General features: G+C 70.2%; 18 protein-coding genes and 1 riboswitch. Of the genes, 10 read left to right on the top strand and 8 right to left on the bottom strand.

Annotation, left to right across the window (positions count from 1 at the left end):
• The first annotated feature begins 159 nt into the window (after positions 1-159).
• Genes J5V96_RS06605 through J5V96_RS06585 form a run of 5 tightly spaced genes read left to right on the top strand, consistent with a single transcriptional unit; the run spans position 160 to position 4,863 of the window.
• The gene (locus J5V96_RS06605; protein WP_208501921.1) at positions 160-1,167 is read left to right on the top strand and encodes an ABC transporter substrate-binding protein; all 1,008 of its coding nucleotides are present in this window, start codon (positions 160-162) and stop codon (positions 1,165-1,167) included.
• A gap of 17 nt (positions 1,168-1,184) precedes the next feature.
• Positions 1,185-2,027, top strand: a complete 843-nt coding sequence (locus J5V96_RS06600; RefSeq protein WP_208501919.1) for an ABC transporter permease — start codon at positions 1,185-1,187, stop codon at positions 2,025-2,027.
• Entirely contained in the window at positions 2,027-2,803 is a 777-nt protein-coding gene (locus J5V96_RS06595; RefSeq protein ID WP_208501917.1) for an ABC transporter permease, read from the top strand. Before J5V96_RS06600 ends, J5V96_RS06595 begins: the two co-directional genes overlap by 1 nt.
• Positions 2,793-3,653: an ABC transporter ATP-binding protein gene (locus J5V96_RS06590; protein ID WP_208501915.1), complete on the top strand. Its 861-nt coding sequence runs from the start codon at positions 2,793-2,795 to the stop codon at positions 3,651-3,653. Before J5V96_RS06595 ends, J5V96_RS06590 begins: the two co-directional genes overlap by 11 nt.
• Positions 3,634-4,863 carry a multidrug effflux MFS transporter gene (locus J5V96_RS06585; protein WP_208501913.1) on the top strand — a complete coding sequence of 410 codons (1,230 nt, stop codon included), beginning with the start codon at positions 3,634-3,636 and terminating at the stop codon, positions 4,861-4,863. The genes J5V96_RS06590 and J5V96_RS06585 overlap by 20 nt, the downstream gene beginning before the upstream one ends.
• On the opposite strand, the gene J5V96_RS06580 is transcribed toward J5V96_RS06585, so the two are convergent.
• Positions 4,851-5,894: a LacI family DNA-binding transcriptional regulator gene (locus J5V96_RS06580; protein ID WP_208501911.1), complete on the bottom strand. Its 1,044-nt coding sequence runs from the start codon at positions 5,892-5,894 to the stop codon at positions 4,851-4,853. The two genes, J5V96_RS06585 and J5V96_RS06580, sit on opposite strands and share 13 nt — an antisense overlap.
• A gap of 21 nt (positions 5,895-5,915) precedes the next feature.
• Positions 5,916-7,118 carry a Gfo/Idh/MocA family protein gene (locus J5V96_RS06575; RefSeq protein WP_208501909.1) on the bottom strand — a complete coding sequence of 401 codons (1,203 nt, stop codon included), beginning with the start codon at positions 7,116-7,118 and terminating at the stop codon, positions 5,916-5,918.
• A 155-nt stretch (positions 7,119-7,273) separates the two neighbouring features.
• Here J5V96_RS06575 and J5V96_RS06570 point away from each other — a divergent pair, with 155 nt between their 5' ends.
• From J5V96_RS06570 to J5V96_RS06560, 3 genes are read left to right on the top strand one after another with little or no spacing between them, the layout of a single operon-like run.
• On the top strand, positions 7,274-8,203 hold the full coding sequence (locus J5V96_RS06570; protein WP_208501906.1) for a carbohydrate ABC transporter permease: 930 nt from the start codon (positions 7,274-7,276) through the stop codon (positions 8,201-8,203).
• A 10-nt stretch (positions 8,204-8,213) separates the two neighbouring features.
• Positions 8,214-9,152, top strand: a complete 939-nt coding sequence (locus J5V96_RS06565; RefSeq protein ID WP_208501904.1) for a carbohydrate ABC transporter permease — start codon at positions 8,214-8,216, stop codon at positions 9,150-9,152.
• Positions 9,153-9,177: 25 nt separating this feature from the next.
• Positions 9,178-10,509, top strand: a complete 1,332-nt coding sequence (locus J5V96_RS06560; RefSeq protein ID WP_208501902.1) for an ABC transporter substrate-binding protein — start codon at positions 9,178-9,180, stop codon at positions 10,507-10,509.
• A 176-nt stretch (positions 10,510-10,685) separates the two neighbouring features.
• Here the strand turns inward: J5V96_RS06560 and J5V96_RS06555 are convergent, their stop codons facing one another.
• From J5V96_RS06555 to J5V96_RS06540, 4 genes are all read right to left on the bottom strand, one after another.
• On the bottom strand, positions 10,686-11,858 hold the full coding sequence (locus J5V96_RS06555) for a 4-hydroxybenzoate 3-monooxygenase (RefSeq protein WP_208501900.1): 1,173 nt from the start codon (positions 11,856-11,858) through the stop codon (positions 10,686-10,688).
• Positions 11,859-11,914: 56 nt separating this feature from the next.
• Positions 11,915-12,712, bottom strand: coding sequence for an IclR family transcriptional regulator (locus J5V96_RS06550; RefSeq protein ID WP_208501897.1), 798 nt, complete (start codon positions 12,710-12,712; stop codon positions 11,915-11,917).
• Between the two features lie 67 nt (positions 12,713-12,779).
• The gene (locus J5V96_RS17385) at positions 12,780-14,870 is read right to left on the bottom strand and encodes a SpoIIE family protein phosphatase (protein ID WP_208501895.1); all 2,091 of its coding nucleotides are present in this window, start codon (positions 14,868-14,870) and stop codon (positions 12,780-12,782) included.
• 250 nt (positions 14,871-15,120) lie between these two features.
• Positions 15,121-17,016 carry a phosphoenolpyruvate carboxykinase (GTP) gene (locus J5V96_RS06540; protein WP_208501893.1) on the bottom strand — a complete coding sequence of 632 codons (1,896 nt, stop codon included), beginning with the start codon at positions 17,014-17,016 and terminating at the stop codon, positions 15,121-15,123.
• 83 nt (positions 17,017-17,099) lie between these two features.
• Between J5V96_RS06540 and J5V96_RS06535 the strand changes: the two genes are divergently transcribed.
• Positions 17,100-18,557 carry an XRE family transcriptional regulator gene (locus J5V96_RS06535; protein ID WP_208501891.1) on the top strand — a complete coding sequence of 486 codons (1,458 nt, stop codon included), beginning with the start codon at positions 17,100-17,102 and terminating at the stop codon, positions 18,555-18,557.
• 207 nt (positions 18,558-18,764) lie between these two features.
• Positions 18,765-19,727: an alpha/beta hydrolase gene (locus J5V96_RS06530; protein ID WP_208501889.1), complete on the top strand. Its 963-nt coding sequence runs from the start codon at positions 18,765-18,767 to the stop codon at positions 19,725-19,727.
• Between the two features lie 108 nt (positions 19,728-19,835).
• On the opposite strand, the gene J5V96_RS06525 is transcribed toward J5V96_RS06530, so the two are convergent.
• Both J5V96_RS06525 and glyA read right to left on the bottom strand, forming a co-directional pair.
• Positions 19,836-20,717 (bottom strand): bifunctional methylenetetrahydrofolate dehydrogenase/methenyltetrahydrofolate cyclohydrolase, encoded by an 882-nt coding sequence (locus J5V96_RS06525; RefSeq protein ID WP_208501887.1) that lies wholly within the window; start codon positions 20,715-20,717, stop codon positions 19,836-19,838.
• The gene (gene glyA, locus J5V96_RS06520; RefSeq protein ID WP_208501885.1) at positions 20,714-21,988 is read right to left on the bottom strand and encodes a serine hydroxymethyltransferase; all 1,275 of its coding nucleotides are present in this window, start codon (positions 21,986-21,988) and stop codon (positions 20,714-20,716) included. Before glyA ends, J5V96_RS06525 begins: the two co-directional genes overlap by 4 nt.
• A 37-nt stretch (positions 21,989-22,025) precedes the next feature.
• A riboswitch (ZMP/ZTP riboswitch) is annotated at positions 22,026-22,110 on the bottom strand.
• Positions 22,111-22,166 lie beyond the last annotated feature (56 nt).

Genomic DNA, 22,166 nt, shown 5'->3' with positions numbered 1-22,166 from the left:
CCGTGCGCCCGAAAGTATCATTCGGGATGATATTCATGAGCAGTCTGCACTGGCTCGGTGAGAATGGCAACCATTGACGGTTTCAATGATTCGGTGTTCACTGGGCTCAATCGCCGCGCCCGTCGGCGTTCCTCAGTCACAAAGGAGTCGCTGAGCACCATGTCCCCCCGCACCCGTCTTCTGTCCGCCGCCGCTCTTGCGGCCGCCGCCCTCCTCGCCCTCACCGCCTGCGCCAGCGGCTCGCCCAGCGGCCCGGCTGACACCGCCCCCGCTGACACGGCCCCCGCCGAGGGCGGCGGAGAGCTCACGCCGATCACGGTCGGTCTGCTCTCCATCGCCCCCGCCGCCGCCGTGCAGTACGGAATCGACGAGGGCATCTTCGAGGAGCACGGCCTCGACGTCACGACCCAGATCGCCCAGGGCGGCGCGGCCATGCTGCCCGCCGTCTCGACCGGCCAGATCGACTTCGGCGTCGGCAACCCGCTGTCCGTGCTGACGGCCGCCAGCCAGGGGGTCGATGTGCGCATCGCCTCCGGCTACTCGTTCTCGCTCGCCGAGGGCGACGACATCAACGCGGTCGTCACCCGCGCCGACAGCGGCATCACGTCCTGGAAGGATCTGGCCGGACACAGCGTGTCGGTCAACGCGGTCAAGACCCAGGGCGACCTGACGATCGGCGCCTCGGTCAAGGAGGACGGCGGCGACCCCGCTGCCGTCGAGTACATCGAGATCGCCTTCCCCGACGCCCTCGCGCAGCTCGACGCCGGCAACGTCGACGCCGTCTGGATCCCCGAGCCGTTCCTCTCGATGGCTCTCGCGGCGCCCGACAAGTACAGCGTCGTCGGCTACCCGAACCAGAACGCGATCCCGGGCCTGCCCACGATGGTGACCTTCACCTCCGGCGCCGTCGCCGAGGACGCCGAGCTCGTGTCCCTGTGGCGCGAGGCCGTCGCCGACACGCTCAAGGCCGCCACCGACGACCGCGAGGGCTTCGGCCAGACGATCGCCGAGTTCACCGGCATGCCCGAGGCGGCAGCCGCGAACCTGCGTCTCGAGCGCCTCGACGGCGAGCTCGACCCGCAGCTCATCACGGATCTGAGCGACGTCGCCCTCGAGTTCGGCTTCCTCGAGACCGCGCCGGACCTCGGCACCGTCATCATCCCCTGAGCACGATCTCCGCGCCGATGACCGCTCTGTCCCCGCACGACACGATCACCCGCGCGGTGGCCGTCGCGCAGGCCCGCAGCAGGAGGCGCCGGCTCCGGCCGCGCAACCTGCTGCTGGGCCTCGCCGGCGTCGTCGTCTTCCTGCTCGCATGGGAGCTCGCCTCGCGAACCGGGTTGGTGGATCCCACGAACCTGCCCCCGGCCACCGAGGTGCTCGCCACCTTCGCATCCAACGCCGCGCTCACCGGCACCTGGGTCGCCTTCGGCCAGACCGTGCTGTCCTGGGCGCTGGGCATGCTGCTCGCGCTCGCGCTCGCGGCGCCGCTCGGCGTGGTGATCGGCCTCTCGCCGTTCCTCACGAAGGCGACGCGGTCGACGGTCGAGTTCCTGCGCCCCATCCCCTCGGTGGGGCTCATCCCGCTCGCGGTGCTGGCGTTCGGGGTGCCGCTCCAGCAGAGCCTGCTCATCATCACCTACGGGGCGTTCTGGCAGATCTTCATCCAGGTGCTCTACGGCGTCGCCGACGTCGACTCGGTCGCGATGAGCACCGCGCGCAGCTACGGCTTCTCGTGGGCGCAGCGGGTGCGCGACGTGGTGTTCCCGACGATGCTCCCCTACCTGCTCACGGGCCTGCGGCTCGCGGCGGCGGTCGCGCTGATCCTGGCGGTCACGGCCGAGCTCGTCATCGGCACCCCCGGCCTCGGCAATCAGATCGCGCTCGCCCAGCAGGCAGGCCTGTACGCGTCGACCTACGCGCTCGTCCTGCTGACGGGACTGCTGGGCGTCGCCATCAACCTCGCCGTGCGCGCCGCCGAGCGTCGCCTGCTGTCGTGGCACCAGTCGGTGCGCGGGGAGGCATGATGCGCCGCACGCTCCTCTCCCTCGCCTACGCGCTCGGCCTGCCGATCATCCTGATCCTGATCTGGTGGCTCGCCACCCTCGGCACCACGAGCATCTTCGTGCCGAAGCCCGTGCCGCTGATCACCGAGTTCTTCGAGACCTGGATCGGCGACCGGTTCGTCTCCGACGTGCTGCCCAGCCTCGGACGGTTCGCGGCGGGCACGGCGCTGGCCATCGTGCTCGGGGTGCTGATCGGACTCCTCGTGGGGCTCAGCTCGGGCCTGCGCGCGTTCACCGAGCCCGTGTTCGAGTTCTTCCGCGCGACCCCGCCACCCGTGCTCATCCCCATCCTGGGACTGCTGGCGGGCGTGGGCGACGAGATGAAGATCGCGGTCATCGTGATCGGCGCGATCTGGCCCGTGCTGCTCAACACGGTCGAGGGTGTGCGCGCGGCCGACTCGGTGCAGACCGAGACGAGCCGCTCCTACGGGATCCACGGTCTCAGCCGCGTGCGGTACCAGATCCTCCCCTCCGCCGCCCCGCAGATCCTGGCGGGCGTGCGGCAGAGCCTGCCCGTCGGCATCATCCTCATGGTGATCAGCGAGATGTTCTTCTCGTCGTCGGGCCTCGGGTTCTCCATCATCCAGTTCCAGCGCAGCTTCGCGGTGCCCCAGATGTGGGCCGGCATTCTGCTTCTGGGACTGATCGGATTCGCGGTGTCGCTGCTGTTCAAGCTCGTCGAGCGCCGCGTCCTGCGCTGGTACCACGGACTGAAGGATCTGCAGAATGCCTCCTGAGAACGACTCGCTCCCCGCCGCCGGTCGCGGACGCACGCTCCCGCCCGAGCAGACGCTGCTCTCGGTGCGCGGCCTGAGGAAGGTCTACGAGACCGACAGCGGCGACATCGAGGCGGTGCGCGATCTGACCTTCGATCTCGGCCGCAACGAGCTCACGTGCCTGGTCGGCCCCTCCGGATCGGGCAAGACGACGCTGCTCAAGTGCATCGCGGGCCTGCTCGAGCCGACGAATGGCGAGATCGTGCTCGATGGGAAGAAGGTCACGGGACCGCCCAAGAAGATGGCGGTCGTCTTCCAGGAGTACGGCCGATCGCTGTTCCCCTGGCTGCGGGTCGCCGAGAACGTGGAGCTGCCGCTGAAGAACGCCGGGGTGCCGAAGGCGCGCCGCGCCGAGCTCGTCGCCGAGGCGCTCGAGAGCGTGGGGCTCGCGCATGTGCCGAAGTCGTACCCCTGGCAGCTGTCGGGCGGCATGCAGCAGCGCGTGGCGATCGCCCGTGCGATCGCGTACCAGCCCGAGGTGCTGCTGATGGACGAGCCGTTCGCGGCCGTCGACGCGCAGACCCGCGCCGACCTCGAGGACCTCGTGCGCTCGATCCGGGAGCGACTCGGGGTGACCGTGCTGTTCGTCACGCACGACATCGACGAGTCGGTGTATCTCGCCTCCCGCGTGATCATCCTGTCGTCCTCGCCCACGGTGATCCAGGAGGACCTGACGATCGACCTGCCGGCCCAGCGCGATCAGCTGGAGACGCGTGCGCTTCCGCGGTTCACCGAGCTGCGCCATCACGTGTACGAGCAGATCCAGCTGGCCAAGCGCGGCTTCCGGCCCGATGAGGCCCGCGTCGGCTGACCCCGCCCCGGCCGCCGACCGGCTCACGCGCGGCCGCCTGGCGGCGCTCGGCTTCGTCGGCATGGCCGGGGCGCTGTCCACCGATCTCTACCTGCCCGCCTTCCCGGATCTCCAGGCCGACTTCGGCGCGACGGCCGCGGCGGTGCAGCTGACGCTCACCGCCTACCTCGCAGGATCGGCGCTCGGTCAGTTCGCCATCGGCACCGTCTCGGACGCCCTCGGCCGACGCCGCACGCTGCTCACGGCGTTCTCGCTCTTCGCACTCGCCGGCTTCGCGGCGGCCGCGGCGCCGTCGCTGGAATGGGTGGTGGCGCTGCGCCTGGTGCAGGGCCTGTGCGGATCGGCCGGCGCCGCACTCGCGCGGGCGATCGTCGCCGACCTCGCCACGGGCGAGCGAGCCGCCCGGGGCATCAGCGTCCTCATCGCCACGATGGGCCTCGGCCCGGTGCTCGGCAGCCCGCTGGGAGCGCTGCTGACGACGTGGGGCGGGTGGCGTGCGGCGCTTCTCGGGCTCGCCCTCGTGGCGGTGGCCATGCTCGTGGTGGCCGCGGTGGCCCTGCCCGAGACGCTGCCGCCGGAGCGACGGCACCCGGCGCGACTCGGCCCACTCGTCGCGAACCTGCGGCGGCTGATCCGGGATCGCGCGTTCGTGTGCCTGTGCCTCGCGTTCGCACTCGGCTATGCGGGGCTGATCCTCTACATCGGGTCTTCGTCGTTCGTTGTGCAGAACGTGTTCGGGGCGTCGCCGTTGACCTACTCGCTGGTCTTCGCCGCCGGATCCGTGTCGTTCGTCGCGGGCGCGTGGATCAACGCGATGCTCGTGCGCCGGCTCGGCACGCGCAGCACGCTGCGAGCGGCACAGGTCGCGGCGGCCGGATCGGCGGGTGCGCTGCTGGTGCTCGCATCGACCGGCGCCCTCGGCCTGGCCGCGTGGGTTCCCCTGACGTGCGTGTTCACGGCGAGCTGCGCGGCGATCATGTCGGATGCCTCGGCTCTCACCCTCGGGCGCGCGGCGTTCGCCCCCGGGTCCGGATCCGCAGCCCTCGGCCTCTTCCAGTTCACGCTCGGTGCGCTGGCCTCGCCCTTCGGCGGGCTCTGGGGCGACGACACCGCCGTGCCGGTCGCGGCGGGAATGGCCGGGGCGGCTGTCCTGAGCCTCGTGGCGGCGAGGCTCGCCGACGCCACTCGGGGCGGATCTCAGCCGGACTGAGCGGGCAGGTCGCGCGGGCAGCCGCACGACTGCCTCCGCACCAGCACGGGTGCGAACACCTGCGTCGCGCCGGCGCCCTCCCCGTCGAACAGCGCCTCGATCGCCGCCTCGGCCATCGCGGCCACGGGCTGCGCGACCGTCGTCAGCGGCGGCCAGCAGTACTCCGCGTCCTCGGTGCCGTCGAAGGCGACGAGAGCCACATCCTCCGGAACGCGCACACCGTGTTCGTGGAAGGCCTTCAGCAGTCCCTTGGCGAGCTGATCCGAGCTCACGAACAGCGCGGGCGGCAGCTCACCGGAGGCGACCATACGCAGCCCGGCCTCGTAGCCGCCCGCGGGCGTGAACGGGCTCCACTCCAGCGCACCGGGCATCGCCCCCAGCTGCTGCACGGCCGCCCGCCAACCCGCCTCGCGCTCCTCGCGTGCCCCCTCCGACGACAGGCCGGCGATGAGTCCGATCGTGCGGTGGCCGTGCTGCGCGAGATGCTCGACGGCGATCCGCGCGCCCTCTCGCAGGTCGACGCCCACGGAGGTGCGCCGCGTGCCCGTGCCCGGCTGATTCAGCGTCACGTACGGCACCCCCGCCGCTTCGAGCACCCCGGCGTCGTCCGGCGACGGGCTGGTGCACAGGATCACCCCGTCGACACCTCGCGACACGAGCATCTCGAGCCGGTGCGCGTCGTACCCGGCGGCGAGCTCGTCGGCGTTGACCGCGATCATGCTGTAGCCCCGGCGGCCCGCCGCGATCTCGACCTCGTGGGTCAGCGCGGCGAAGAAGGGATTCGTGGCATCGGGAACGATGATGCCGAGCGTCTCGGCCGATCCGAGCCGCAGGGCCCTGGCCGCGCGATTGGGGCGATAGCCCAGCTTGCGGATCGCGTCGGCCACGCGCTCCTCGGTCTCGGGGCTGAGCTTCTTCGTGCCGTTGATGACGTAGCTGACCGCCGCCGCGCTGACCCCGGCGAGGCGGGCGACGTCGTCGCGCGTCACGCCGGTTCGGGAGGAGGCGGATCTGCTCGGCACGCCGTTCATCCTAGGAGCCGGATGGGCACCTCACTCACGCGAGGGCGCGTCTCCGAAGTCCGGGATCGGCAGCCGCTCGCCGCCGCGCAGCGCCGACTGGTGCGCGATGATGCCCGGCAGGGTGTAGCGCGCGGCCTGCCAGGCATTCACGGGGGGAAGCTCACCGAACTCCACGGCCCTGGCGAAGTCGTCGACGAGGAAGTGGTGACTCCCCTCGTGCCCGTTGGGCATGCCCCGCAGCTCGGCGGGCAGGCGGCTGGCGTCGTGCACCGGGGCCATGCCCGAGATGAAGGCATCGCGCAGGGCGGGGTCGACGTCGGCGAGCGACGGGTCGTCCGGGCTGATGCTCGCGGTCGTCGCGAGCTGCTCGGTCACGTCGGTGAAGCCCGACTTGTCCTGCCACACGGAGGTCTCCACGAGCTGCTCGAAGCTGCCCTCGGTGCCGAAGAAGCGGAAGCGGCTCTCGCGGAGGTGCGAGGGGTAGCCGACCCGGCGGAACTCGTTGATGCGCATGGATCCGCCGCCCTCGAGCTCGAAGAGGGCCGTGGCGTTCGAGAAGTCGTTGTCGAACATGCTCACGTCGCGGTCGAACACCCCGTCGCCGCGCTGATCGCGCACGCCGATGCAGCTCACGCTGACCGCCCGGCCGCCGATGCCCCCGAGCACGCCGCCCACCGAGTGCGTGGGGTAGAGCATGGGCGGGTAGCTCGCCGTGCTCTTCCACGCCTCGCCTCCCGAGAACTGGTAGGCGGCGTAGAAGCCGAGATCCATGTCGTGCACATAGTCGCCCTCGGCGTAGAACACCCTCCCGAAGGCCCCCTCCGCCATGCGCTGCCGCGCGAACACCGTGGCCGGGTTGTACTGGCTGGTCTCGCCCATCATGTAGACGAGGCCGGTGCGCGTCACCTCGGCGATGATCTCCTCGATCTCGGTGACGGCCGTGGCCATCGGCACGGCCGAGTACACGTGCTTGCCCGCGCGCAGAGCCTGGACGACGAGGGGTCCGTGGGTCCAGCGCTGGGTGAAGATCGCGACCGCGTCGACGTCGCTCTCGAGCATCGCCTCGAAGCTCGGCAGGGTGCCCGCGAGCCCCTGCGCCGACACGAGCGCGTCGGCGCGTTCCGGGATCACATCGGTGACGAAGATCTCCGAGACCAGCGGGTGAGCGTGGAAGAGCTTGGCGAAATGGCCCGAGAACTGGCCGGCGCCGACGATGCCGATGCGAAAGGTCATGGCGATGACGATGACACAAGCGGTGACACGAGTCAACGATGAATTTTCGGGCTCGCAGGCGGCCTAAAAGACGCCTTGCCCATCATTCGGTTACTCGTGTACGTTCCCGGACAAACGTCCCCCACGATCTCGACATGACCACGACGGAGTGAGACATGACGGCAACCGCCACGCTGGCGACCATCGGTCGCGGCACCCCTTCGCCGCCCGCGCGACATCGCCGCACCGATCTGCGCGTGGCCCTCGTGTTCATCGCGCCGGCGCTGATCGGCCTCATCGCGTTCTCGATCATCCCGACGTTCCGGGGGCTCTACCTCAGCTTCACGGAGTACAGCGTTCTGGGCGATCCGGAGTGGGTCGGCACCGCGAACTTCGAGGCGATCGCGCGTGATCCGCTCTTCTGGAACGCGCTTGTGGTGACGAGCGAATACGTCGTCATCAACATCGTGGTGCAGACCACCGTGGCCACCGGCCTCGCCCTGCTGATGCATCGGGTCACCCGGTCGACGCTGGTGCGAGGGCTGCTGCTGCTGCCGTATCTGATGGCCAACGTGATCGCCGCGATGCTGTGGTTCTGGATGCTCGACTACAACATCGGCATCGTCAACCAGCTCATCGAGTGGGCGGGGCTGCCGCGGGTCGCGTTCTTCGGCAGTCAGGAATGGGCGATCCCCACCCAGGCCCTCATCAACACCTGGCGGCACGTCGGCTACACGGCCCTGCTGATCTTCGCGGGTCTGCAGTCCATCCCCGCCACCGTCTACGAGGCCGCTCGTCTCGACGGCGCCGGCGCGTGGTCGACGTTCTGGCGGATCACGATGCCGCTCCTGCGCCCGGTGCTCGCCCTCGTCCTGGTCACCACGGTGACCGGATCCTTCCAGGTGTTCGACACCGTGAACGTCACGACCGGCGGCGGCCCGGTCAACGCGACGCGCGTGCTGCAGGTCTACATCTTCCAGCGCGCGTTCACCCAGCAGGAGTTCGGCTACGGATCCGCCCTCGCCGTCGTGCTGTTCGTGATCCTCGCGATCGTCGCCTTCTTCCAGATGAAGTTCCTGCGCGGGAACGAATCGGACCTCGCGTGAGGAGCGCAGCATGACCACCACCCTGATCCCCTCGGCCGACACCCGCACGATCGTCACCGGCGGGCGCCGCGTGCGCCGGCGTCCGGGATGGCGCGACATCGTTCCCTGGGCCCTGCTCATCCTCGCCGTCGCCGCCAGCGTGCTGCCCTTCTTCTGGGTGCTGCGCACGGCGCTGTCGACCAACTCCGCGCTCGCCTCCCACTCGGCGAGCCTTCTGCCCGCGGAGTTCTCGCTCGGGGCCTTCCAGCGCGTGTTCGGCCTCCAGTCCGTCGAAGAGGCCATGGCGCAGGGCGGATCGGGCGCCGCGATCGACTTCTGGGACTACCTCGGCAACTCGGCCGTGTTCGCAACCGTCACCACGGTCAGCGCGGTGTTCTTCAGCTCGATGGCCGCCTACGCCTTCTCGCGCCTGCACTGGCGCGGACGCGACAAGGTCTTCGGTCTGTTTCTGGCGACCGTCCTGGTGCCGCCGATCTTCACGGCCCTGCCGAACTTCCTCCTCGTGCGCAACCTGCACCTCATCGACACAATGCTCGGTCTCGTCCTGCCGTACCTGTTCATGACCCCGTTCGCGATCTTCTTCCTGCGGCAGTTCTTCCTCGGGATGCCGCGCGAGGTCGAAGAGGCCGCGATGATCGACGGCGCAGGCCACGCCCGCATCTTCTTCCAGATCGTGCTCCCCAACGCGGCCGCTCCCGTGGCGACCCTGCTGCTGCTGACGTTCATGACCCAGTGGAACGAGTACTTCTGGCCCCTGCTCGTCTCGGGCGACAACACCCGGGTGCTCACGGTCGGTCTCGGCGTCTTCAAGGCGCAGTCGCCCCAGGGCGCCCCCGACTGGTCCGGGCTCATGGCCGCCACGCTCGTGTCGGCCCTGCCCGTGATCGTGCTGTTCGCGATCTTCGGCAAGCGCATCGTCAACAACATCGGCTTCACCGGCAGCAAGTAACGCTCTCGAAAGGACACCTCCCCCCATGACCAGATCTCTGCGAGCGCTCGCGCTCCTCACCGTCGGCGCCGCAGGCGCCGTCGCCCTCACCGGCTGCGGCGGCGGCTCCGGCGGAGAAGCGGAAGGCACCATCGACTACTGGCTGTGGGATGCCAACCAGCTGCCCGCCTACAAGCAGTGCGCCGAGGACTTCCACAAGGAGAACCCCGACATCACGGTGAAGATCACCCAGACCGCCTGGGACGACTACTGGAGCAAGCTGACGAACGCCATGGCCGCGGGCACCGCGCCGGATGTGTTCACCGATCACCTCTCGAAGTACGCGGACTTCGTCAACACCAAGCAGCTGCTGGAGATCGACACATCGGATGTCGACCTCTCCCAGTACGCCGAGGGCCTCGCCGATCTCTGGGTCGGCCAGGACGGCAAGCAGTACGGCCTGCCGAAGGACTGGGACACGATCGCCGTCTTCTACAACAAGGCGATGGCCGAGGAGGCCGGCATCACGCCGGAGCAGATGTCCGCGCTCACCTGGAACCCCGAGGACGGCGGCACCTACGAGCAGGTCATCGCTCGGCTCACGGTCGACAAGAACGGCGTGCGCGGGGACGAACCCGGCTTCGACAAGTCGAACGTCGCGGTCTACGGCCTCGGGCTCAACGCCTCGGGCGCAGGCATGGGGCAGACGGAGTGGTCGTACCTCACGGGTACAACGGGCTGGACGCACACCGACGACAACCCGTGGGGCACGCACTACAACTACGACGACCCCCGGTTCCAGGACGCCATCGCCTGGTGGGCGAGCCTCGTCGAGAAGGGGTACATGCCCCGGCTCGAGACCGTCGTGGGCGGCTCGATGGCCGACAACTACGGCGCGTCGAAGACCGCGATGACGACCGACGGATCCTGGATGGTCGGTCAGTACACGGGATACGACGGCATCGAGACCGGGATCGTTCCCACCCCGGTGGGCCCGAGCGGCAAGAACGCATCGATGTTCAACGGCCTCGCCGACGGCATCTGGGCGGGAACCGACGACAAGGAGGCCGCGACGAAGTGGGTGTCCTACCTGGCCTCCACGGCGTGTCAGGACGTCGTGGGTGAGATGGCCGTCGTCTTCCCCGCGATCACCAGCTCGACCGAGAAGGCCAAGGCCGCCTTCGCGGAGAAGGGTGTCGACATCGCCCCCTTCACCGATCACGTGGCCAACGGCACGACCTTCCTCTTCCCGATCACCGACCACGCCGCGAAGATCGCCGGCATCATGGAGCCCGCGATGGACGCCCTCCTTACCGGGCAGGCCGAGCCCGACAGCCTCACCGGCGCCAACGAGCAGGTCAACGCCCTGTTCGAGTGAGCCGGCTGTGCGAGTGAGCCGGCTGTGCGCGTGAGCTGAGGCGGACGGGGCGGGGGGCCGGGATCCCCCCGCGCCCCCCCCCCCGCGGCCCCCCCCGCGGCGCCCCCCCGGCTGGGCGCGGGCGCGGCGCGGGGGGGGGGGGGGCCCCCCCCCCGGCCGCCCCCCCGCCTCTCGCGTCAGCGCGCGAGCGGCCAGCCGGTGTAGGCCTCGGCGAGATACGCGCGGCCGTGCTCCGACTCGACCACCGAGCGCAGCTCGCCGACCTGACGACGGCGGTCGAAGTCGGTCGCCTCGGGCGACGTGTGCAGCATGCTCGTCATCCACCACGAGAAGTGCTGGGCCTTCCAGATGCGCGACAGCGCGCGCTCGGGGTAGGCATCCAGCAGCCGTTCGCCCTTCTCGCGCACCAGGGCGCGCAGCGCCTCCGCGAGCAGCACCACATCGGCGACCGCGAGATTCATGCCCTTCGCGCCGGTCGGCGGCACCGTGTGCGCGGCATCGCCGACGAGCACCGCCCGTCCGCGGCGCAGTTCGTGCGCCACGAAGCTGCGGAACCGCAGCACGTCGCGCTGGAAGATGTGGCCCTCCTTGAGCGTGGTCCCCGGCACGCGCGCCTGGAGGATGTCCCAGAGCTGGCGCTCCGAGAAGCGCTCCGGGTCCTCCTCGGGATCGCACTGGAAGTACATCCGCTGCACCGTCGCGCTGCGCTGGCTGATCAGCGCGAATCCCTCGGGAGAGCTGCTGTAGATCAGCTCCTCGGAACTGGGCGGCGCCTCGCAGAGCACGCCGAACCACGCGAACGGGTACTCGCGGAAGTGGCCGCTGGACGAACCGCCCAGGGCGCGCCGCACCACGCTGCGCGATCCGTCCGCTCCCACCACCACGTCGGCCTCGATCTCGATCCGCTCGCCGTCGGATCCCGTGGCGATCACCCGCGGGCGATCGGTGTCCACTCCCTCCACCGAGTCGGCGGTCACGCCCAAGCGCAGGTCCTGCCCGGCGGCGAGCCGGGCGGCGATGAGGTCCTTCAGCACCTCGTGCTGCGGGTAGAGCCACACCCCGCGCCCCACGGTGGCGGCGAAGTCGATCCGATGCCCCTCGCCATCGAACCGCAGCTCGATGCCGTCGTGGCGCTGGCCGACCGTGCGCACCCGATCCGAGGCACCTGTGTCCGTGAGCACCTCGACGGTGCCCTGCTCCAGGATTCCCGCGCGGATCGTGGTCTCGATCTCCTCGCGGGAGCGCTGGTCGATCACGATCGAATCGATCCCCGCGATGTCCAGCAGGTGCGCCAGCAGCAGTCCGGCGGGGCCCGCGCCCACGATCGCGACAGACGTGCGTTCGGTCATCTCGTCCCCTTCGACGGCACTCCCGGCGGCGACGCCGGCTCCCCTTGAGTCTCGGGTCAGGGGGTGTCGCGCGCCGAGGGGTTGCCCGTTGAACGGGAAAAGAAGTCGGTCGGGGCATCGAGCACCCGAGCGATCCCGGCCGCGGCGCGACGCAGCTCGTCCACCGCGCCCCCGGTGGGGGCATCCCGCGGCAGGATGACCGACAGCGCGGCGATCACGCTGTCTCGCTGCCGGATGGGAACCGCCACGCCCGTCGAGACCGACTCCACGAAGCCGCGCGCGATGACCACGCCCTCGCGGCGGATCCGTTCGAGCAGGGCACGCAGCTCCGCCGGATCCGTGATCGACTCGCGCGAGACGGCGGGCAGCGGCCGGGAGATCGTGCGCTCACGCTCGCGCTCGTCGGCGAAGGCGAGCAGCACCAGCCCCGACGACGAGGCGTGCAGCGGGAGCCGGCCCGCGATCCGCGTGATGTTGGACACGGCGTCGGGGTGGGACAGGCGCTCGAGGAAGAGCGCCTCCCCCTGCTCGAGCACGGCGAGCTGCGTGTGCTCGCGCACCCGCGCCTGCACCCGCTCCATAAACGGCAGGGCGGCCTGTCGCAGGCGCAGCGCACGCGATCCGCGCTGCGCGACCTCCCACAGATGCATCCCCAACCGCAGGCGGCCGTCCTCATCCCGGTCCAGGAGCCCGGTGGCCACCAGCTCGAGGGTCAGCCGATGCGCCGTCGATCCCGGCAGGCCCGCGCGTCGTGCGATCTCGGACGCGGTCTGCACCGACCGGTCGGCGTCGAAGGTCTCGAGGATCCGTGCGATGCGCTGCGCGACGGACTCCCCAGAAGGCGAGTTGGCCATTGTCACAGCCTGCCAGAGCCACAGCCGGCCAGAGCGTCGCGCCGACGGCGGACCCGCCCGCCCCGCGCTACGCCGGGGGCTGCGAGCCGGCGTCCGGAGAGCGGCGCAGCGCCAGCACCGTGAGGTCGTCGTCCACCTGCCCGGCGGACGCCCGCTCGACGACGGCTTCGACCAGCGCCGCCACCGGCAGGTCGCGCGGCAGCTCGGCCCAGACCTCGGCGAGGTCGTCGAGCGAACCCCCGACAGCGTCGAGCACGCCGTCGCTCACCACCAGCAGCACGTCGCCCGGTGCGAGCCGTTCGTGGGCGACGGTGCGCACCTCGTCCGGCACGATGCCCAGAGGGAGCCCGTTCGACTCGAGCCGGCGGGCACTTCCATCCCGCGACAGCACCGCGGTGAGCCCGTGCCCGGCGTCGACGTACGTGACGTCGCCCGTGGGCGCGTGGACGAACGAGCGGAAGACCGTGACGAACGCGCCGGCGTTGTCGAGATCCCGCGCCATACCCCGCTCGGCCTCGACGAGCGGCTGCAAGACATCCTCTCCCCCGCCATGGGCACGCAGCAGGGAACGGGTCGTCGCGGCCAGGATCGCGGCTCCCATGCCCTTGCCCATCACATCGGCAAGAGTGAGCACCACTCCGTGGTCGATCGAGTACCAGTCGTAGAAGTCGCCGCCCACGCTTCCTGCCGGAACGAAGCGCGCCGCCAGGTCGTATCCGGGAACGCGCGGGGCGTCGGTCGGCAGCAGCCCGGCCTGCACCTGCGCGGCGCGCCGCAGCTCGGCCTGTTCGGCCGTGACATCCCGCAACACGGTCACCACGCCCTCCGCCGGAGCAGGGAGCCTCGTGGCCGTGAAGGTGACGACGCGCTCCGAGGCGATGCCCGGCGGGTGGATCAGCAGATCCGCCACGATCGACCCCTTGTCGGGGAGGTGCTCGAAGAGCTCACGATGGTCGCCCTCCAGAGCGTGCCCGTTGATGTCGCGGACATGCTGCAGATCACCGGCGTCGGGCAGGTCGGAAGGGCCGTCCTCGCGCCCGAACAGCAGCCGGAGGGCCGCCCGGTTGCGGATGATCGTGCTGCCGTCGGGCCGCACGACCCGCACCCCCTCGGTGATGGTGTCGATGATGGTCTCGAGCAGCGACGCCTGGGTCTCCGCGTTCTCGCTCGCCCGGGCCAGCTCGCGCACGAGCAGCTCGCGGGAGTCGCGTTCTGTGGCGAGGGCGAGACCGATGACGATGACGAGGACGACATACAGCTGCGCCGCGGCGAGTTGGGTCGCGGTATCGCCGACGTCACCGAACGGTCCCCGCCCCTCCGCGCTGAGCACGACGATCACCACGGTGATCAGCACTCCCTGGAGCATCACGATGCTCTGGGGCAGACGCATGCCCGACACGCACGCCAGCGCGAGCAGCGGGAAGACCACGTTGTACTGCTCCAGCGCGGTGAACCAGAACCAGTACACCGCGGGAACGAGGATGAGCACCGCGACCCACTCGATCGGGCGCGAGCGCACCGACCAGCCCAACGCCGCGAAGGACTGGGGGGCGACGCCGGACCTGCGGTGACGGATCCCGTCGGCGATGACGAAACCGAGGGGACACAGCGCCAGGATGCTCACCACGTTGCGGCCGAACCACAGCAGCAGGATGCCCCAGTTCCAGCCGTCGCCCGACAGCAGCGACTGCACCTCGAGCAGCGGGCCCGATGCGAACGGCCCCGCAAGGGCGGCGGTGATGAACCACCACAGCTCCGCTCGCGTGCGCAGGGAGCTTCCCCCCTCCCGCCAGACTCGTCGGCAGCCGTGCCAGATGATCCACGAGCAGACGATCGTCTGCACCGCGGCGGCCAGACCACCGCTGACGGCGAGAACGGGCGTCGCACCTGTCGCCAGCGCGACGAAGACCGTGAGCACCGCGATGAGCACGTGATCGAGTGCGAACCAGGCGCGGCCCGCGCGCGCGACCACCCACAGCACCGATACCGCGGCAGCCGGCCACACGGCGCTGATGGCGCTGTCCGAAAGCAGGGTCAGTCTTCCGATCACCGCCGCCACGACGTAGCCGACGGCGAAGGCCGCGATCATGACCACGTCGGTGGCGCCGAACTCGCGCGCCCGGACGTCGGCGCGGAGCGCCGATCCGCTTTCTCCCACTGTTCCCCCCGACTGCCTGCACCTCCGCCCGAGGCTACCGATCCTCCCGGCATCCTGTAAGGGCATTGCGCCCCGGCGTGACGTCACCATATCGGTGGGGCCTCACGCCCGCGGGGCCAGGGGGACGCGCCGGACGCGAGAACGACCCGCCCCTGGATCGGAAGACAGGGGCGGGCCGTTTCTGTGTTCACGGACGATGGGGCGTGTGCGGCGCCGGATCCGTCGTCCGCGGCGAAGGACCGTGTGCGGTTCAGTCCTTCGCGGTCTGGGGAACGCCCTGACCCTGCGGGGCCAGGCGAGCGCGGATCAGCCGCGAGCGGAGAGCGCTCAGCTGCGCGTGAAGCTCAGCCGGCAGGCGGTCGCCGAAGAGGTCGTAGAACTCGTCGGTGAGTTCGGCCTCCTCGAGCCACGCGTCGACGTCGATCGCGAACAGCTCGTCGAGATCATTCTGGGGCACATCCGCACCCTCGAGGTTCAGCGAACCCGGGGCGGGCACCCGCCCGATGGGAGTGTCGACCGCATCGGCCTCGCCCTGCAGGCGCCGGATGATCCAGTCGAGCACGCGCGAGTTGTCACCGAAGCCCGGCCAGAGGAAGCGGCCGTCAGCGCCACGGCGGAACCAGTTCACCTGGAACACCCGCGGGAGCGTCTCGGCCCGCCGCCCCATCTCGAGCCAGTGGCCGAAGTAGTCGCCCATGTTGTAGCCGCAGAACGGCATCATCGCGAACGGGTCGCGGCGCAGTTCGCCTACCCGTCCCTCGGCGGCGGCGGTGCGCTCCGACGAGATGTTGGAGCCGAGGAACACCCCGTGCTCCCAGTCGAAGGCCTCGACGACGAGCGGGACGTTGGTCGCACGGCGCCCGCCGAACAGGATCACATCGAGCGGCACCGCCTCCTCCCAGTCGTCCGCGATCGAGGGGGCCTGAGAGGCCGCGACCGTGAACCGGGAGTTCGGATGCGCCGCCGGGCGGCCCGACTCGGGAGTCCAGTCCTCGCCGCGCCAGTCGATGAGGTGATCCGGCGCCTCGTCGGTGAGGCCCTCCCACCACACGTCACCGTCGTCCGTGAGCGCGACGTTGGTGAACAGGACGTTGCCCCACAGGGTCTCGACGGCCGTCACGTTCGTCGCCGCGCCGGTGCCCGGGGCGACGCCGAAGAACCCGCTCTCGGGGTTGATGGCGTAGAGGCGTCCGTCGGCCCCGGGACGGATCCAGGTGATGTCATCGCCGAGGGTCTCGACCGTCCATCCCGGGATCGTCGGGCGCAGCATCGCGAGGTTGGTCTTGCCGCAGGCCGAGGGGAAGGCGGCGGCCACGTGGTACGCGCGGCCCTGCGGGTCGATGACCCGGATGAGCAGCATGTGCTCGGCCATCCAGCCGTTGTCCCGTCCGAGCACGGAGGCGATGCGCAGCGCGAAGCACTTCTTCGCGAGGATCGCGTTGCCGCCGTAGCCCGATCCGAACGACCACACCTCGAGGCTCTCGGGGAAATGCACGATGTACTTCTCGGGGTTCGACGGCCACGCGGAGTCGGCCTGGCCGGGCGCGAGCGGCGCGCCCACCGAGTGCACCGTGCGCACCCACGGGCTGCCCTGGGCGATGAGCTCGGTGACTTCGAGGCCCACGCGCGTCATCACCTCGATGGAGGCGACGGCGTACGGGCTGTCGGTGATCTGCACACCGAGCTGCGAGATCGGTCCGCCGATCTTGCCCATCGAGAACGGCACGACGAACATCGTGCGACCGCGCATGGATCCGGCGAACAGCGGCTGCAGCGTGGCCCGCATCTCGTCGGGAGCGGCCCAGTTGTTCGTGGGGCCGGCATCGTCCGGATCCTCCGAGCAGATGAAGGTGCGCGACTCGAGGCGGGCGACGTCGCCCTCGTCGGAGCGCGCGAGGTACGAGTTGGGCCGCTTGCGCGGGTCGAGCTGGATGAGCGTGCCGTCCTCGACCATCTGGCTCACCAGCGCATCGTTCTCGTCGGTCGAACCGTCGATCCAGTGGATGCGTTCCGGCTGGGTGAGCGCGGCGATCTCCTCCACCCAGGCCACCAGGGCCGACATGCCAGGGCCGGTGAGAGCGGGCTGCGCTCCGTAGGCGGACAGCGGCGCGACGATGCGGGCTGTGGTGTGTTCGATGAGGGCCATGCATCAAGATTCACCCGGATCGACGCCCGCTTTCGGCCGAATCGATGTTTAAGAATGCCGGATTTTTCGATTACGCTCAAGGAATGACCCCGCGGGACGACCAGAAGACCGGCCTCGAGCTGAAGACGCTCGGCCACCGCATCCGCCACTACCGCCTGGAGCAGGGCTTCACCCTCGATGAGCTGGGCGCCCAGGTGGGGGTGGCGGGCAGCCAGCTCAGCCTCATCGAGAACGGGAAGCGCGAGCCGAAGCTCTCCCTGCTGCAGGCGATCGCCGCCGCGACGGGCACGGCCGTGACCGACCTCATCTCGGGTGAGCCGCCGAACCGTCGCGCGGCGTTGGAGATCGAGCTCGAGCGGGCGCAGTCGAGCTCGCTGTTCCGCAGCCTCGGCATCGCACCGGTGCGCGTGTCCAAGACGCTGCCCGACGAGACGATCGAGGCGGTGCTGGGGCTCCATCGTGAGCTGCAGCGCCGCGAGAGCGAGGCCATCGCCACCCCCGAGGAGGCCCGCCGGGCGAACACCGAGCTGCGCCTGCGCATGCGCGGCCGGGACAACCACCTGCCCGAGCTCGAGCAGCTCGCGGAGAAGCAGCTGCGCGCCGCGGGGCACACGCAGGGCGCGCTCACCCACCGCACGGTGAGCATCATGGCCGAGCAGCTGGGCTTCACCCTGATCTACGCGAACGACCTGCCGTCGGCCACGCGCTCGATCACCGATCTCGAGAACGGCCGCATCTACCTGCCGCCCGCCTCGATCCCGGGAGGCCACGGTCTGCGCTCGATGGCCCTTCAGGCCATGGCGCACCGCCTGCTCGGCCACAAGCCCCCGACGTCGTACGCCGACTTCCTGCAGCAGCGACTCGAGATCAACTACTACGCCGCCTGCTGCCTCATGCCCGAGACGCAGTCGGTGCGGTTCCTGCAGCAGGCGAAGAAGGACCGCAACCTGGCGGTCGAGGACTTCCGCGACGCGTTCGGTGTGACGCACGAGGCCGCGGCCATGCGCATGACCAACCTGATGACCGAGCACCTGGGGATGCCGCTGCACTTCCTGCGCGTGGGCGAGGCCGGCCAGATCGACCGCGTCTACGAGAACGACGGCCTGCCCCTGCCCGAGGACGTCACGGGCGCGATCGAGGGCCAGATCGTGTGCCGCAAGTTCTCGGCGCGCAGCGCGTTCGACCAGCAGAACCGCACAACCGAGCACTACCAGTACACCGACACCCCCGCCGGCACCTTCTGGTGCTCGACGCAGACCGGCACGAGCGAGCGGGGCGGGTTCTCAATCACGGTGGGCGTGCGCTTCGACGATGCGAAGTGGTGGCGCGGCCGCGAGACGCAGAACCGCGCGACCTCGACCTGCCCCGACGAGAACTGCTGCCGCCGCGCGCCCTCCGACCAGGCCGCGCGATGGAAGGGGCGCGCCTGGCCGAGCGCGCGCGTGCACACGCACATGTTCGCCCCGCTCCCCCGAGGCGCCTTCCCCGGCGTCGACGAGACCACGGTGTACGAGTTCCTGGACCGCCACCAGGGCGCATGACCGCGGGCCCTGCGCGATAGGCGACCGGCGCGAGCCGATTCGCCGCAGGCCCAGGTCGGATGGCAAATCCCCCGGTGCGACACGCCCGGGGGATTTTCGCTCTTGCGCAGAGAACGCGCGTTCTCATACAGTGGTGCTCATCACCGAGAACGAACGTTCTCCACCCACCACAGGATCCTCGGATCCACGCCAGAGAAGAGTCAGGTCATGTCCATCGGAAACCCCCGGAACGTCTCTCTCGAACCGGCCGCCCAGGCCTTCGTCGAGGCCACCGCCACCCCGCCGTTCCTGTTCCAGCTGCCGGTCGCCGAGGGCCGGGCCGCGGTCGACGGCGTGCAGGACGAGCCGATCTTCAAGCCCGAGGTCGATGACCAGTGGATCGAGGTGCCCGGCGGACCGACCGGCACCGTGCAGGTGCGCATCGTCAAGCCGGTGGGTGCGACGGGCGAGCTGCCCGTCATCCTCTATATCCACGGGGCCGGCTGGGTCTTCGGCGACGCGCACACCCACGATCGCCTCGTCCGCGACCTCGCGGTGGGCACGGGTGCCGCGGTGGTCTTCCCCGAATACGACCGCTCCCCCGAGGCGCGCTACCCGCACGCCATCGAGCAGGCGTACGCGGTCGCCCAGTGGGTCACCACCTCGGGCGCCGAGCAGGGACTCGACGGATCGCGCATCGCCGTGGCCGGCGACTCGGTCGGCGGCAACATGTCGGCCGCGCTGACGCTGATGGCCAAGGAGCGCGGCGACGTGTCGTTCCGCTTCCAGGTGCTCTTCTACCCCGTCACCGACGCCTCCTTCGACACGGCCAGCTACCACGAGTTCGCCGACGGGTACTTCCTCACCCGCGACGGCATGAAGTGGTTCTGGGACCAGTACACGACCGATGAGGCCGAGCGCGCCCAGATCACCGCGTCGCCCCTGCGTGCCACCACCGAGCAGCTCGCGGGGCTCCCCTCCGCGCTCGTGATCACGGCCGAGGCCGACGTGCTCCGCGACGAGGGCGAGGCCTACGCCGCCAAGCTGCGCGCCGCCGGCGTGGAGGTCACCGCGTTCCGCGCCCTCGGCATCGTCCACGACTTCGTGATGGTCAACTCGCTTCACGGCACGTCCGCGGCCCGCGCCGCCGTCGCGCAGGCCGTCGCCTCGCTCACGGCCGCTCTGGCGTGACCCGCCCGCGGCGACGCGAAGAGCCCGGATCCTTCGGAGGAAGGATCCGGGCTCTTCGCTGTTGTCGCGCGCTCGCGAGGGACGACGAACGCCCCGCGCCGCGCGGGGTCAGGCGATGCTGCGCTCGGCGGCCTCGACGACGTTCGTCATCAGGAGGGCGACCGTCATCGGGCCGACGCCGCCGGGGTTCGGCGAGAGGAAGCCCGCGACCTCGGCCACATCCGGGTGCACGTCGCCGTAGACCTTCGACTTGCCCGTCTCGGGATCGGTCTCGCGCGTGACGCCCACGTCGAGCACGGCCGCGCCGGGCTTGACGTCCTCGGGCTTCACGAGATGCTTCACGCCCGCGCCGGCGACGATCACATCGGCCTGGCGCAGGTACGGCGACATATCGGGCGTGCCCGTGTGCAACAGCGTCACGGTCGCGTTCACGTCGCGACGCGTGAGCAGCAGACCGATCGGCCGGCCGATCGTGACACCGCGGCCGACGACCACCACGTGCTTGCCGTTCAGGTCGTAGCCGTTGCGCGTGAGCAGCTCGATGACACCGCGCGGCGTGCAGGGCAGCGGCGTCTCGATGGGCGAGTTGACGTTGAGCACCAGGCGGCCGAGGTTCGTCGGGTGCAGACCGTCGGCGTCCTTAGCGGGGTCGATGCGCTCGAGCACACGGTCGGTGTCGATGTGCTTGGGCAGCGGCAGCTGGACGATGAAGCCGTGGCACGCCGGATCCGCGTTCAGCTCGTCGATCAGCGCCTCGACCTGCTCCTGGGTGGCGTCGGCGGGCAGCTCGCGCTGGATCGAGTTCATCCCGATCTGCTCGGACTGCTTGTGCTTCATGCCCACGTAGAGCTGCGATGCCGGATCGGCGCCGACGAGCACCGTGGCGATCCCGGGCGTCACGCCCTTCGCCTTCAGAGCGGCGACGCGCTCGGTCAGCTCCTCGCGGATCTGAGCGGAGGCCGCGCGGCCGTCGAGCGTGACAGCCGTCACTGGCCGAGCCCCGGGTACAGCGGGAACTTGTCGGCGAGCACGGCGACGCGGGCACGCAGGGCCTCGACATCGGCACCGCCGATGAGGGCCCGGGCGATCACGTCGGCGACCTCGGTGAACTCCTCGTCACCGAAGCCGCGGGTCGCGAGCGCCGGCGTGCCGATGCGCAGACCCGAGGTGACCATCGGCGGGCGCGGGTCGTTGGGCACCGCGTTGCGGTTGACGGTGATGTGGATCTCGTGCAGGAGGTCCTCGGCCTGCTTGCCGTCGATCTGCGCGTCGCGCAGGTCGACGAGCACGAGGTGCACGTCGGTGCCGCCCGAGCGCACCTTGATGCCAGCGTCCTGGACATCCTGCTGCGAGAGACGGTCGGCGAGGATCGACGCACCGCGCAGGGTGCGGGCCTGACGGTCCTTGAACGCGTCGGTCGCGGCGAGCTTGAACGCGGTCGCCTTGGCGGCGATCACGTGCATCAGCGGCCCGCCCTGCTGGCCCGGGAAGACAGCCGAGTTGATCTTCTTGGCGATCTCGGCGTCGTTGGACAGGATGAAGCCCGAGCGGGGGCCGCCGATGGTCTTGTGCACGGTCGACGAGACGACGTGCGCGTGCGGCACGGGGCTCGGGTGCAGGCCCGCGGCCACGAGGCCCGCGAAGTGCGCCATGTCGACCCACAGCAGCGCGCCGACCTCGTCGGCGATCGCGCGGAACGCCGCGAAGTCGAGCTGGCGGGGGTAGGCCGACCAGCCCGCGATGATGACCTTGGGCTTGTGCTCGATCGCGAGCGCGCGCACCTCGTCCATGTCGACGAGCGAGGTCTCGGCGTTCACGCCGTAGGCGACGATGTTGTAGAGGCGGCCCGAGAAGTTGATCTTCATGCCGTGCGTCAGGTGGCCACCGTGGTCGAGCGACAGGCCGAGGAGGGTGTCGCCGGGGCGGGCGATGGCGTGCAGCACGGCGGCATTGGCCGAGGCGCCCGAGTGGGGCTGCACGTTCGCGAACTCCGAGCCGAACAGCGCCTTGGCGCGGGCGATCGCCAGCTCCTCGGCGACGTCCACCTCCTCGCAGCCGCCGTAGTAGCGGCGGCCGGGGTAGCCCTCGGCGTACTTGTTGGTGAGGACGGAGCCCTGCGACTCGAGCACCGACACCGGAACGAAGTTCTCGGAGGCGATCATCTCGAGGTAACCGCGCTGGCGGTCGAGCTCGCGCTGGAGGACCTGCGCGATCTCGGGGTCGACTTCAGCGAGGGGGGCGTTGAACAGCGGATCGGTCATAACGATCTCCAGACGACGAACGGGATGAAAAGGATCTCGCATCGGCCCAGGCGCGCGGTCGAATGCCGTCTTGGGTCGCTTCCCGGTGGTAATCCACCTCAACGCCAGTCGCGACATCCTGAGTCTAGTCGCACCTCCATATCGAGCCACCACTGCGCGTGGGGCCGGTGAACGCCAG

It is taken from the genome of Microbacterium stercoris, from assembly GCF_017592545.1.
Lineage (GTDB): Bacteria > Actinomycetota > Actinomycetes > Actinomycetales > Microbacteriaceae > Microbacterium > Microbacterium stercoris.
This window is presented reverse-complemented; position numbering and strand designations above follow the sequence as displayed.